The 12,825-nt window shown below is 38.3% G+C and carries 10 protein-coding genes; 6 read left to right on the top strand and 4 right to left on the bottom strand.

The genetic code is table 11. From position 1 onward, the window contains the following. The first annotated feature begins 259 nt into the window (after window positions 1-259). The 5 genes from Q7J63_RS06525 to Q7J63_RS06510 all read left to right on the top strand — a co-directional run bounded on the left by Q7J63_RS06525 (window position 260) and on the right by Q7J63_RS06510 (window position 3,843). The gene (locus Q7J63_RS06525; RefSeq protein WP_019599934.1) at window positions 260-634 is read left to right on the top strand and encodes a BlaI/MecI/CopY family transcriptional regulator; all 375 of its coding nucleotides are present in this window, start codon (window positions 260-262) and stop codon (window positions 632-634) included. Continuing rightward, window positions 631-1,881 (top strand): M56 family metallopeptidase, encoded by a 1,251-nt coding sequence (locus tag Q7J63_RS06520; RefSeq protein ID WP_019599933.1) that lies wholly within the window; start codon window positions 631-633, stop codon window positions 1,879-1,881. Before Q7J63_RS06525 ends, Q7J63_RS06520 begins: the two co-directional genes overlap by 4 nt. Window positions 1,882-2,223: 342 nt before the next feature. Then, complete coding sequence (locus tag Q7J63_RS20840; protein ID WP_370691872.1) at window positions 2,224-2,580, top strand: RDD family protein; 357 nt, start codon at window positions 2,224-2,226, stop codon at window positions 2,578-2,580. A 28-nt stretch (window positions 2,581-2,608) separates the two neighbouring features. After that, window positions 2,609-2,845, top strand: coding sequence for a hypothetical protein (locus tag Q7J63_RS06515; RefSeq protein ID WP_019599931.1), 237 nt, complete (start codon window positions 2,609-2,611; stop codon window positions 2,843-2,845). Between the two features lie 578 nt (window positions 2,846-3,423). After that, a complete protein-coding gene (locus tag Q7J63_RS06510) occupies window positions 3,424-3,843 on the top strand; it encodes a nuclear transport factor 2 family protein (protein ID WP_304884829.1) in 420 nt (139 codons plus the stop codon). Window positions 3,844-4,006: 163 nt separating this feature from the next. On the opposite strand, the gene Q7J63_RS06505 is transcribed toward Q7J63_RS06510, so the two are convergent. From Q7J63_RS06505 to Q7J63_RS06490, 4 genes are all read right to left on the bottom strand, one after another. Further along, complete coding sequence (locus Q7J63_RS06505) at window positions 4,007-4,843, bottom strand: sugar phosphate isomerase/epimerase (RefSeq protein ID WP_304884828.1); 837 nt, start codon at window positions 4,841-4,843, stop codon at window positions 4,007-4,009. Between the two features lie 310 nt (window positions 4,844-5,153). Further along, a complete protein-coding gene (locus Q7J63_RS06500; RefSeq protein ID WP_304884827.1) occupies window positions 5,154-6,620 on the bottom strand; it encodes a Gfo/Idh/MocA family protein in 1,467 nt (488 codons plus the stop codon). 789 nt (window positions 6,621-7,409) lie between these two features. Beyond that, on the bottom strand, window positions 7,410-8,285 hold the full coding sequence (locus tag Q7J63_RS06495; protein WP_304884826.1) for a hypothetical protein: 876 nt from the start codon (window positions 8,283-8,285) through the stop codon (window positions 7,410-7,412). 11 nt (window positions 8,286-8,296) lie between these two features. Next, window positions 8,297-9,751: an MBOAT family protein gene (locus Q7J63_RS06490; protein ID WP_304884825.1), complete on the bottom strand. Its 1,455-nt coding sequence runs from the start codon at window positions 9,749-9,751 to the stop codon at window positions 8,297-8,299. 1,868 nt (window positions 9,752-11,619) lie between these two features. Here Q7J63_RS06490 and Q7J63_RS06485 point away from each other — a divergent pair. Beyond that, complete coding sequence (locus Q7J63_RS06485; RefSeq protein WP_304884824.1) at window positions 11,620-12,045, top strand: hypothetical protein; 426 nt, start codon at window positions 11,620-11,622, stop codon at window positions 12,043-12,045. Window positions 12,046-12,825: the final 780 nt, after the last annotated feature.

The raw sequence follows: 12,825 nt of genomic DNA, 5'->3' as shown, positions 1-12,825 counted from the left end.
CAAAAAGGGAAAACAACCGACTGATTATAAAACAATTTCAGGCCGGAATAAAATTGACAATGCATAAAACGGGTTTAAGGTTTTGCCTTATGAAGAGTCCACAAAAAACCTCTTCGTTGGTTTCGCTCCACTCATGATGACAGGTATTTGCGAGGCAGAAACGTATCCTTGTGAGGCCATTCAACCGATCATTACTTTATTTTCGTAGTATTACGATTTTTTCGTAGGTTTTTTGAAAAAGAAATTTTACATTTAAATTATGGAAGCAATAACCCCCAATGAAGAACAAGTCATGCAACTGCTTTGGCAGCTGGAAAAGGCCTTGATCAGAGACATCCTGAATCTTTTACCTGATCCAAAACCACCGTATACCACCTTGGCTTCCATCATCAAGCAATTGGAAAACAAAGGGTATGTGAATCACAAGTCTTATGGAAAAACCAATGAATACTTTCCTTTGATTTCCAAGAGCCAATATCAGAGCAAGAGCTTAAACAAATTGGTCAAAAACTACTTTGATGGCTCCGCCCAAAACATGTTGTCTTTTATGGTCAAGGAAAATAAAATCTCCGATCAGGATATTCAGGAATTACAAAAACTCATCGAAAACTTCAACAAACCCGAGGAATCATGAATCCAGTTTTGAACTACTTATGGGAAGGCAGCATCTGTTTGGTTGTGCTGTATGGCTTTTACCACATCTTTTTGACAAAGCATACTTTTTTCGGGTGGAACCGCGCGTACTTGCTCGCCTCTCTCGGACTGGCCCTGATCATTCCGCTGCTTTCCTTTGAAGGTGGGTTTTCGATGGAATCGAATCTTCTGTCCACCAATCCAATTTATTTCCTGCCCGAATTTGAGTTTTCGACAAATGCAGAAAGCCAAACCTCCCCACTTTTAAGTTTGCCCCAAATCTTGATGGGAATTTATGGGGTCGGATTCCTCACTGTATTTGTTCGCTTCTCCATCGGGCTGTTCCAGATATTCAGACGGATTCAAGCTTCCGAAAAACATTACCAAGACGGTTATACCATTGTAATCAACCCCAGTTTTCAACCTTCTTCTTTCTTTCATTATGTCTTTTTGCCTCAATACAATCCGGGCGACCATGACCATCAATTGATCCTTGCGCACGAATTCCTGCATGGAAGTCATTACCATACATTGGACCTTATGTTTTTTCAGTTGATGAAAATGGTTTTTTGGTTCCACCCTGTACTCAAGTTTGTGGAGTCCAGTCTCTGCGAAGTGCACGAATACCAAGTAGATGATGAAGTCACCAAATCACATGCAAAAGATGAATACGCTTACCTCCTTCTGAAGCTGGTCATTGCCGAAAGGGGAAAGCAACTCATGAACAATTTCAACCAATTTCAAACCAAAAAAAGAATCCTTATGATGAAAAAAAACAAATCCAATTTACTGCAAAAAACGAGGTTCATGTTCGCCATTCCCTTGATGGCCTTGTTGGTGATTGCCTTCTCCTGTGAAGAATCCAAAGAGGAAGCACTACCTCTAATGATTGATATCCCCATCGATGAAACTGTCCTCGAATCGGTTGGGGGAGAAATATTCGATGTCGTTGAAGTTCCACCAAATCCTCCCGGAGGAATGGAGGGCTGGAGCAAATACCTGGGCGAAAATTTAAAATACCCAACAGAGGCGCGGAATATGGGCATTGAAGGGACTGTTTATGTTGTTTTCGTGATCAATTCCGATGGATCCATCACGAATCCCGAAATCCTCAGAGGAATCGGAGGAGGATGCGATGAAGAAGCGCTGAGAGTCGTCAAAAACTCACCCAATTGGGATGCAGGGACGCAAAGAGCACGCAAGGTAAATGTGCGCATGCGATTGCCGATACGATTTAAGCTTAGCTAATACTCCGATTTTCCTATCCAAAATCGCAAATGGTGGGCGCTCCGATAAGGAGGGCCCACTTTTTTAATTGAGAAAAAACCATAAAACAAACAAAACCGTTTTCCGCCAAAATTTGATTTTTTGAACCGGGTCAAAAATGCCTACGCATTCTTGAATTAAGTAAAAAAACACCTGTTTCTTAGGTTTAAATAACGCCCAAATGGAAACCCAAAAGACAATATCGGTTCAATAAATCACAGGAAATAAAATGGTTTTAATTGATTTTCAAAAAGAAATAATTAATTCAAAATTAGAATAAACTACCTTTTTTTATTAGAATTGCAGGAGAAATTGAGACTAAATATGGGATTTGAGGTTCGGGCTATTAACCTTCTTATTGATTCAACTGTTTTTTTAATTTTTGTTTTCGCTTCGGCATTCATCCTTAGGGATTTTGTAGAAATAGAAGACTTCAGAGTGTTAATGATTTTAATTTATTACCTATATTATTTTATATCTGAAACAATCACAGGCCAAACTGTTGGAAAAATGTTTACCCAGACAAAAGTTGTTGGATTGACAACCAATGAAAAACCCAAAGTTTTAAATATTCTTTTACGAACTGCATTGCGATTGGTCCCTCTAGAATTTATATCCTTTCTTTTTTATCAGAATGGATTCCACGATAGATTTTCAAAAACCAAACTTGTTTACAAATAAATTAACCTAACCTTTTAAATTTAAACAAATGAAAAAACTCCTTCATTTCACATTGATTGTTTTGTTATCCGCAAGTGTAACTGGCTGTGCGACAGTTTTTGGTGGTCCAGTTAGTGAATACCAAAGAACAAAGCCACAACCAGGTGAACCACAAAGAGAAGTAAGAGTAGGTGCTTTAATTGCCGACATACTTTTATTTATGCCTGGCTTAATTGTTGATTTTGCTACAGGTGCCATTTACAAGCCACAGCCTACCGCAAATTAGTTTTAGAAGGAAGCCATCAAATGGGCCTCATAAAAAAATTTGAGGCCCATTTGATGGCTTCTTTTAATTGAACCCACTATTTTTTCCCTCTAGAGCAACCGGAATTCATACAAGTCCATTTTTCGAGTAGAAAGATATCATTATCAGAACATCGAGGCTCAAGCACTCGACCCAAAAGAACACAACTAAGCAAACGGTTGAAAAAAAAAATTGATAAACCCTATACATCAACAAATACAAAAAGCGGCTTTATTGAACGGTTTCTAAAAAAATGCTGGCAATGACAATTAAAGGCCGAAAAATATTGGCAGGTGGTCCACCAAACATTTCTTGACAAAAGCCATTAAAGCCGAAACACACCTCAGGTTTCCCTATGAGCTTGAAACTATAAAAACCCCAGACTATTAGGCGTATTGTCGACATGGAGAAGTCGAAAAAAGTAATCAATTGACTGATTATAATGAGATTTCAGGATGGAATGGAATTGGTAATGCTTGACATAGCCTTAACCACTGAATCCGTAATATCCAAGAAATTATTATCTTTCCATTTCAAGCGACCTAAACCTTTTATTGACCATGAAAAGCCTGCTGTTTTTATCACTTTTCTTTCTTTGCTCCTTGTCTTTTGCCCAATCAGACAAAGAAGTGCAAACCGCCATCGAAAACCTTCGCATTGCCATGATTGATCCTTCCACCGAAGTATTGACACAACTCACCGCATCGAATCTCAGCTATGGGCATTCCAGTGGCAAAATTGAAAACCGAGAGGAATTCATAGAAGCCTTGGTTTCGGGAACATCGGATTTTAAAACAATCACATTGACAGACCAAACGATTTCTTTTTCGGGCAAAAAAACTGCGATTGTCAGACACAAACTCTCTGGCGAAACGCTAGATGGCGGAAAGTCAAACACGGTAAACCTAGGCGTATTGTTGGTGTGGGTAAAGGAAAAAGGAGACTGGAAACTTGCGGCAAGACAGGCTTTCAGACTTTGATTTAAACTCAAATCCTTCAAAAAAATTTGATTGTCTCACATTTCAACAATTTAATTGTGGGGTTTTATTGAAAAGAACCAGTTCCCAAACTTGTTTTTGGCAATTTCCTACACTAGAAAGAAAAAAGAGCTTCTTTTCTGCAGCGATCCACCCCGCTACTCATTTACCATTGGTTTTTGATAGTCTTTATTCCCACACTTGCCTGCGCTTCCATATCCGACCAGTTCCCCTCTATCGACATTCCCCCTTTATACCCGACTTGCTTCAACGCTTTGTAATACGGGTGGATATCCTCCCCATGGGTTCCTGGCACAGCTCGACCTTCTTTCTCAGCCACGTGGGCATGCTTGACAAAGCGTCCATACAGTAGGATACTTTCCGGACCCTCTCCCTCCATTTTCATGTGGTAGATATCGACCAGCAACTGGAAATTGGGATGGTTGACTTCTTCCACGATTTCTCCCGCTTCCAGGACTGAATTGATAAAGTTGCACTCTTTTTTATTCAAAGGCTCAAGGACCAAGACCACATCATGTCTTGCTGCGATGGGCCCCAAGGCAATGCCAAGTTGGATAAATTGCTTTCTTGCCTCTTCTTTTGAAAAGCCTTCAGGAACAGACCTGGAGCCGCTGCTTCCAAAAACAACGATACCCGCACCTGCTTTACTCGCCCTTCTAAAGACAATTTCTGCATAGTCCAATATTTCTGCATGAACTGCGTCAGGCCCCACACTTTTTAAATATCCCGGCAAAAAAATGATAAATGACTTGATCGGAAGGGCCGCATTCTTTGCGTCCTCCAAGATTTTCTCGAACTCCTCTTCGCTTTTGGTCGGAACCAAAAAACTTTGGACATTTTCTTCGATAAAAGAGTATCCTGCCTTGGCCAGCACATCCGCATTGGTATAACTTGTACAGACGCCAATTTCGGGTTGGGGAAGCGGCTTGAATACTGAATCAAATGAAAATGACAGCATCGCCAATACCAAAATGGCTGACATACAGGTTGATTTTTTCAAAAGCAAGTTTCTTTTCGATGCCATATTGAACGTATCTTCTTTACTAAAGCGGGGTTTAGCCCTGAATTTTATTTTCAAAAGGATCCTTCTTGACACAAGAAAGTTACCCATCGGTAAAGACGGAAAGCACAAAAACCCCCCAAAGCCTTTGCATGGCCTTAGGGGTGAATTTAACTGAATTTAATCCTCAACTTCCAACCTGATCACAAGAATCGATTGGTTAGAAGTTGGGACCCTTGTACTGTAAAATAGAAACCCCATTCAGGATGGAATCCATTCACGGGTTATTTCATCAGACTTTGAATCCTTCTCTGTAGGTTCTTCCGACGAATTGGTTTGCATCCTCAAGGTTGGTGATTCTCATGTTTTCCCCATCCCAGAGTAATTTTCTGCGGCCATAGAATTCCATCTGTCCGTTGCTGTTTTCTCTCCTAAGCATGTAGCTTCGGATGGCAAGATTGCCCATCAATACGGTTTCGGTCATCGGACCGGCATAGTCAAAAGAAGAAGTCAATCCTTTGTGTTCGGTGCTGTTGAAACCGGCTTTGCAAGCATCTACCCACTTGCGTTGATGCCCATATTCCGGCTCTTGGTTATCAAGTTTATCCGGCCCAAAATCAGTTGTTCCATCATTGAGGTACAACTTGGGCATCATGGGAGAGCTATCATTGATGTTGGTCGTAATGATTCCCTTTTCACCGATAATCATGACGCCATTGGCGCTGTTTGTTCCTCCGATGTCGTGGTCGGCTGGGATGATATCCGGATGGGATGGTCTTATCCCACCATCGCTCCAGGTCATTTCTATCGGTGACTTGCTTTTTTCGGTAGCTGCAAAATGTAAGGTTGTAAACGAAGAGGCTGGACATCCTTCCGGGTGGTAATCCGCCGTCCACATTCCCGAATAGACGGAGCCCACACTGCACTCTGCATCGGTAGGATAGCGAAGCCCCAAGGTCCGGAAAGGGATATCGATCAAATGGCAGCCAACATCACCGAGCGCTCCTGTACCATAATCCCACCACCCTCTCCAATTGAAGGGATGAAGATTGGGTGTGTAGGGTCTGTAGCTGGCCGGACCTAACCATAGGTCCCAATTCAGATCCTTTGGTTTTAGGCTTTCGTCAGGATTAGGCATGGGACCTCCCTGTGGCCATACGGGACGATTGGTCCAAATCTGCACTTTGGATATTTTGCCTATTTGACCGGAATCCACCCATTTTTTCACCATATCCAGCAAGGGATTCGAGGCCCCTTGGTTTCCCATTTGGGTGACGATTTTATTGTTCCTTGCCATTTCAGTAAGCAGTCTTGCTTCCCGTATATTGTGGGTCATGGGTTTTTGGACATATACGTGTTTCCCCCTTTCCATGGCAAAGGCCGCTGCAGGACCGTGGACGTGGTCCGGCGTGGAAATAGTCACTGCATCAATGTCTTTTTCTTTTTCCAACATTTCCCTGTAATCCGCATATAGCTTTGCCTTGGGAAAATTCTCGATTGATTTTTTTGCCGTGCCGGAAAAATCCACATCGCAAAGAGCAACTACCCTTTCGCGCCCGTTGACGGAGGCGTTCAGGATATCGCTGGTGCCCTTGCCCCCTGCTCCGATAGCCGCAAGGTTCAGCTGATCACTGGGCGCTATAAATCCCACCCCACCCAGCACGTGCCTCGGCACGATAAAGATGGAAGAAGCAATGGCCGCATTTTTCAAGAATGTTCTACGGGAATTCTCCGAGATTTCTTTTTTGGGTCGTTTCATGGTTTTTGTCAATTGTGTTTAAAGGGTCTTCAAAAATTCGGATCAATCTATGTCCAAGTCAAAATAAAGGTGCTTTGGCAATCTGGAATAAGGGAAAATGAATTCCTTACCGTCTTTTTCCACCCTCCATTGACTTCCCAAGAGAGATAAATCCACAAATATGAAGATAACAATTCTTATCAAAACCGCTTCTTTTAATTATTTACAATTGGTCTATCCTTGTTTAAATGGTATTTAATTTGGTTTTAAGCTCATTTTTCAAATTCTAAAACTGCTTGAAGAAGTAATTAAGGATTTTTCAGCATGACATGTAAGAATCATGAAAATCCTTAAACAGGTTTAATCACAATATCTTTATTTTTTTTATTCTTTTTTATAGATTTATTTTTTTATATAATTATTAATATATAAATTTGATTCTATCAAGTAAGAGATAAAAGGTCGAAAGTAAAATTTCGGGCCAGGGTTTAGAACTTGCGATAAAGATATAAAGGGGCTTATACCTTTGGGTAAAAGTCTGAAACGGTTCACCGCAGACATTCCTGAATCAAGCTTCAATTTCGAAAGATTGCGAATGCTAGAGTTTGAAAACCTAAAGTCATGAACCTGGGAAACTGGGCGAAAAGCCATAATAACTGTAGCTTGGCATAATTTGAAGGCTCTGGCCTTCAGGTAATGGAGCGGAAAATCATTCGAAAGGGTTTTTTTCCGCTTTTGTTTTTTCCGCTGGGTTGCTTGGACAATAGAAAAACTTCAGGGCTTTACACCCAATCAACTCAACACCCATAGTTAATCCTTTTCCGTTCCCTCGAACAAAATCTCGGCAAACTTTGCCCCTACCTCCCTTTCCAAATGGTCTTGGTCCCTGAAAAATGCATCTTGCCCCAAATACAAGGAATCATAATCCTGTACCAACAACCCTTCTTTATAAAAAATCTCGTCCGCCCGATAACTTTTTGATCCGATGACTTTGTGAAAAGATTGACTCAATGGAAACCTCACCCCGATTAATTCAATTCCATTTTCTTTACAGAGGGAAATGATGTTTTTCAAGGATGTGGTAAGAGCCATTGACCTGCGATGGCCCGGAAAAAAATCATTTGCACGCGAAATACTTTTTTGGTCTTGGGCCTCCTTCGAAAGTTCAATCCACCTGGTCTTCTTTTGACTTTTCCATTTGGAAAAGTCAAACAACTCCTTTTCCAGAAAATTCCTGATCACCAAACTGTATTTATCATGGAGAAACACGACATAGTAATCCATGTACTTTTCCTCCAAAAAATCAAATAGACCTTGGTGATCCTCCAACTCCGTATAATAGGCTGAACGATCGACATTGTTGAAATCTTCTCGATAAGGGGACAAAGTGTGGTCATCCACGCTGATATACACCTTGGAAACATCCGTATTGGCAATAAGGTATTTGAGCTTCCTTTCCATATCCAAATAGGAATCCCCATGGTCGGAAAAATTGTGTACGTCAAAATCCTCGGTAAAGTCGCCTAAAGGCATTCCGTGAGAATCCGCAAGCAAATAGGTGGGATAGTTCAAATCGACTTCTTCATACCCCCTGATATAAAAAAGCTTGACCAAAATAAAAAGCAATGTATTCACCGCAAGCATAACACCCAAGAAAAACAATGTTTTTGCAATAAATCCTTTCATCTCGTCTTTGGTTAAAATTGAAAATAAATAAATTCGATATCAGCGGAATTATTCCCAAAAATATTGATGACCAAAATAAAGCCCACATACATTGACCATCTGAGTACACGTGTCGATCGAGCCCCCAATTCACTGATCGCGTACTCATTTTCTCTACCCCTCCATTCCAAAATCAAGAAAAGGAAGATGAATACCAAAAGCGTAACTGAGCCTTCCATCGCATAAAGATTGGGTACCGTAAAAAACGAGGTTGAAAATATCCCGCCAACAAACCGAATAGCATGATCGATGTTTTCGGCACGAAAAAATATCCATGCAAAAGTGGTGAAGGAGAAGGTTGCCAACATGGACAAGAACTCCCTGAAGCTGGGCAAAACCCTCCCTTGGGCCACAATTTCGAGATGCTTCCGATTGCTCCCAAGAAAAAGAGAGGGTAGAAAATAAACAGCATTAAGCGCCCCCCAAACGATAAAAGTCCAATTGGCCCCATGCCAAAAACCACTGACCAAAAAGATGATGAAAATGTTCCTCACTTTTGGCCAAATCTCCACCTGACTTCCACCCAGCGGAATATAGACATAGTCCCTAAACCAAGTGGAGAGCGATATATGCCAACGCCTCCAAAACTCAGCTATGTTTCTAGAGAAATAAGGGGTGGCGAAATTTTTCATCAAATCAAACCCAAAAAGTCTGGAGGTTCCGATGGCAATATCGGAATACCCTGAAAAATCCCCGTAAATCTGAAAAGCAAAAAAGAAAGCCCCCATTGCCAACATGGAACCAGAAGCAATTTCAGAATTATTGAAAATGGTATTGGCATATTGGGCGCAGTTATCGGCAATCACCATTTTTTTGAACAAACCCCATAGAATCTGTTTCAAACCATCCACAGCCTTTTTTTGGTCAAAGACCCTTTCCTTAAAAAACTGAGGAAGCAGGTTGGATGCCCTCTCAATAGGCCCAGCCACCAGTTGGGGAAAGAAACTCACAAAAGCACTAAAAGCAATAAAATCCCGGGTTGGCTGCAACTTTTTCCTGTAGACATCAATCGTATAACTCATCGTTTGAAAGGTGTAGAAACTGATCCCTACAGGCAATATAATATTCAGGGAGTTGGCCTGTATGGGACTGCCAAGCAAGGAAAAGGTATCCAGGAAATTATCGAGGAAAAAATTATAGTATTTGAAAAATCCAAGGAAGCCAAGATTGACACCTACACTCATCCAGAGCAATAATTTTCGCCGATGTATCTTTTCAGTTTGGGCAAGCCCCAATCCTACACCAAAATCAACAAGCGTACTGAAAAGTATGAGAGCCAAAAATCGCCAATCCCACATTCCATAAAAAAAACAACTGGCCATAACGATCAATAGGTTTTGCGCCCTCAAATTCCGCTTGGCCACAAACCAATACAGAATAAAAACGATGGGCAAAAACACAGCAAAATCAATCGAATTAAAGGCCATAAATGGTGATTTCCACAGGATGATTAGAGAGGTGAATGCAATTAATTATTTATTTGGGGCAGTGATTTAACCTCAAACTTAACGATAAAGGATTAATTTTTTCAAGGAAATTTTAAGACAGAAAGTCTCTCGCCAAAAAAGAAAATATTTAAAAGACAATATTCTTAATCTTGAGGAGAAAAGTTTAAGGTTTACCAATCCAAATATAAAAGACCTGGTCAATGGGACGAGATAAAAGCAAGCGAGTTTAAAAATTTTAATATAACCACCATAGCCAAATCATATTCCTACACCGACTACCCAGATGCGTTCCATATCTCTTTCTTTTTGACATGTTCCACTAATCTCCCCGATTGATTATTAAAAAATTAGCCAATTAGAATCTCTCCCTAAGATCAGTGAAAAGTGTCTAATTTAGATCAATTGAATAAATGTTTAAAAAAAACAAAAGAACCAGAAAATGGTTTTAAAGGATTAAAACTAAAATTTTAACAAAGGTAATTTTAAAGTATATATCCAGCGAATTGAGTGTAAATCAATAAAACCAATTGGATTAAACTTCTCAAATTAAGGACGCCCAGTTTTGAAAAATTAAAAAACAGAAGCTATAAATATTTGAGTCCAAGAAAAGAAAATATGGAATAAAACCTCAAAGTCTAAAACCACATAACACAAAATATTTTTTGGGGATAAATCAAAACTACCCTTTCGAAATTTCCATAAATCACATTACGAAAAATTGCTTCAAAAACCGGCAAGAAAAAAAAGCTTCTTCCCTAACTGTTCATTGATACATAAGATATAGAATGGGAAAGGGATCCAAATCCATTCCTAATTCTTTTACTAAATAAGAAATTCTGGATAGGCAATAATTCAAAACTAATCGGAAGAAACCAACTCGTTTTTTCCAATTGAATCTAAGACTGAAAACATATTTATTGTATGTCTGAAAAATGACGCACTTAAATTTTTCGATAACACAATGGGTTAATTAAGATCTTAAGAATAGCGTATCTAAAAATCAAACCCAGAAATCCCACTTCCAAAACAAAGAAGAAACATATTCTAAACAACCCAATAATCCTTAATAAATTTTAATCGTCTCCCATTATTAAATCTCCCTTAATCCGTTTTCAAGAAATCACAACCCACTTTACAAATAAAAGAGAGTAGTCAAAATCATTGTTTTTTAACGTTTAAAAAACACACAGTTCAAATCGTTATAATTACTATCAGAATAGTCACACCATACGTCAGCATTTAAGGCGAGCTCTTCAATCCAAAGGAAAAAACAATGATGCTGAAAATTTAAAACACATAAAACCAAAAGGGGAATCCGACCTTGGAAATTGGAAATTCAAAAAATAATCACGAGAATATTTTTGCACACCGAGAAAAATAAATTTCGTTTCAAATTAAATAAAACCATAAAAAGAATCAAAAGCCGATAACTCATAAGAACCTAAAAAAGGGAAAAACCCTCAAGTTCTTAAGTTAATTCTTTTAGAGGAATTGAATTAAATCTTTATTTTTAAACTATTTTAAATGAAAGTATAAATTGATCCAAAACACATTAAATATACTGATTTACACCAATTTAAACATATATTAAAATTCATATAAAAAGAATTTATTTTTTACCATAAATAGGCTTTTTTTAATACTAGTCGGTTTTTCGAATAGTTTTCATTCAATTTTCAATAAACAAAATCTAGAATTTTCATTCATAACTTAAAGCATAATCCGGAAAATGGTTTCATAAAAAATAGCGGGAATTATAAATCAATGAACAACTTACACTAAATACGATTTGAATATGAATTATTAATACTTACATTTATAAAAAATAATCAAAAAAATCAAAAAACATGAAAGACTTAATAAAGAGTGTTCTCTCAGAATTAAAGAAGAAAGATGCATTTGTTTTCGTTACTGAAGATGGGCAAGAAATAAGCCTTCAAGAAGCTTCCAAAAAAGGACTTAGTGTTACTCCAAAAAACCCAAAGATAGAAGCGCAAAACAAACTTGCTAAAGCAGGATTGGACTTGACGGACCTTTCATTGGTTAAAGACATCATGGAAGCAATTGAATTGATCAATGGTGGAAAATCAGGTGGCGCTAAAAAAGCTTCAAGAACAAGCTACAGCGAAAATGACAAGATCAATTATGTAAGGGAATTCAGAAATGAAGAATCCGAAAACAGCAGCATGAATACTTCAAAATTTGCAAGAGCCAAAGGTTTGAATTATCAAACCTTGAATAGCTGGGTAAAGAAATACGAAGATAAGGTCTAATAAGACTTTATTCAATAAAAAAAGGGCGCCAATTTAGGCGCCCTTTTTTTATTGAAAAATTTCCAGAAAAATACTATCCAAAAACTAATTATAAGGAATTGAAATTTTACTAAAAAACAGAATCAATCCCGATTTATGAAAAGCTGTTTTTTGAAGTATTGGAGTTTGTTTGCTTTAAAAACCCATAATTGAGTTCATCTGTATTGAGTCGAAATTCAATACCCTTGAGTATAGGAATTCAAAATAACTCCCTGAAATCGATATCTATTTACAAGAAATCAACAAAATTTAAATGTTGATTCATTCTGGCAAAAATAACGAATGGAAGCATCTATCATTCGTTTTTCGCAAATAAAAAATACTCTAGAATAAAAGCTACACCACCTCCATCTTCATAATCAACTATCTTTAATGGTATTTTTAACGATTTTTTTTTATTCAATTGAAATCGACCAACAAAATATAATCGATCTGTCTTGGAAATCTTCTTAAAAGAAAGGTGTTCCGCTTGGATCGGCTGAATAAAATTTAATCAATCGGCAAATACCAAAATTAAATTATTGAACCATCGGAAATTCCGGACACCTATCCATAGAAAAAAAATACCACTTGGATTATAGGGACGCTTAAAAATGAAAACTTGAAGAAGAAAATAATGAGGATGGAAATTAATATTATTGAAAATATCTCTTTAGGATAAGAAGGAATACATGTCAAAATAAATCTTTATGCATCAGGAAATAAACTTATCCTCCACACCAAATCCTATTTCACAATTGT

Source organism: Rhodonellum sp. (assembly GCF_030656585.1).
In the GTDB taxonomy this organism is placed as follows: domain Bacteria; phylum Bacteroidota; class Bacteroidia; order Cytophagales; family Cyclobacteriaceae; genus Rhodonellum; species Rhodonellum psychrophilum.
The sequence above is the reverse complement of the archived record's forward strand: the minus strand, read 5'-3'. Positions and strand labels throughout refer to the sequence as shown.

Coding starts and splice junctions, on each gene's coding strand:
- Q7J63_RS06490 (WP_304884825.1), bottom strand. CDS start 9,751: ATGGCCTTTAATTCGATTGATTTTGCTGTGTTTTTGCCCATCGTTTTT.
- Q7J63_RS20840 (WP_370691872.1), top strand. CDS start 2,224: ATGGGATTTGAGGTTCGGGCTATTAACCTTCTTATTGATTCAACTGTT.
- Q7J63_RS06525 (WP_019599934.1), top strand. CDS start 260: ATGGAAGCAATAACCCCCAATGAAGAACAAGTCATGCAACTGCTTTGG.
- Q7J63_RS06485 (WP_304884824.1), top strand. CDS start 11,620: ATGAAAGACTTAATAAAGAGTGTTCTCTCAGAATTAAAGAAGAAAGAT.
- Q7J63_RS06505 (WP_304884828.1), bottom strand. CDS start 4,843: ATGTCAGCCATTTTGGTATTGGCGATGCTGTCATTTTCATTTGATTCA.
- Q7J63_RS06510 (WP_304884829.1), top strand. CDS start 3,424: ATGAAAAGCCTGCTGTTTTTATCACTTTTCTTTCTTTGCTCCTTGTCT.
- Q7J63_RS06520 (WP_019599933.1), top strand. CDS start 631: ATGAATCCAGTTTTGAACTACTTATGGGAAGGCAGCATCTGTTTGGTT.
- Q7J63_RS06500 (WP_304884827.1), bottom strand. CDS start 6,620: ATGAAACGACCCAAAAAAGAAATCTCGGAGAATTCCCGTAGAACATTC.
- Q7J63_RS06515 (WP_019599931.1), top strand. CDS start 2,609: ATGAAAAAACTCCTTCATTTCACATTGATTGTTTTGTTATCCGCAAGT.
- Q7J63_RS06495 (WP_304884826.1), bottom strand. CDS start 8,285: ATGAAAGGATTTATTGCAAAAACATTGTTTTTCTTGGGTGTTATGCTT.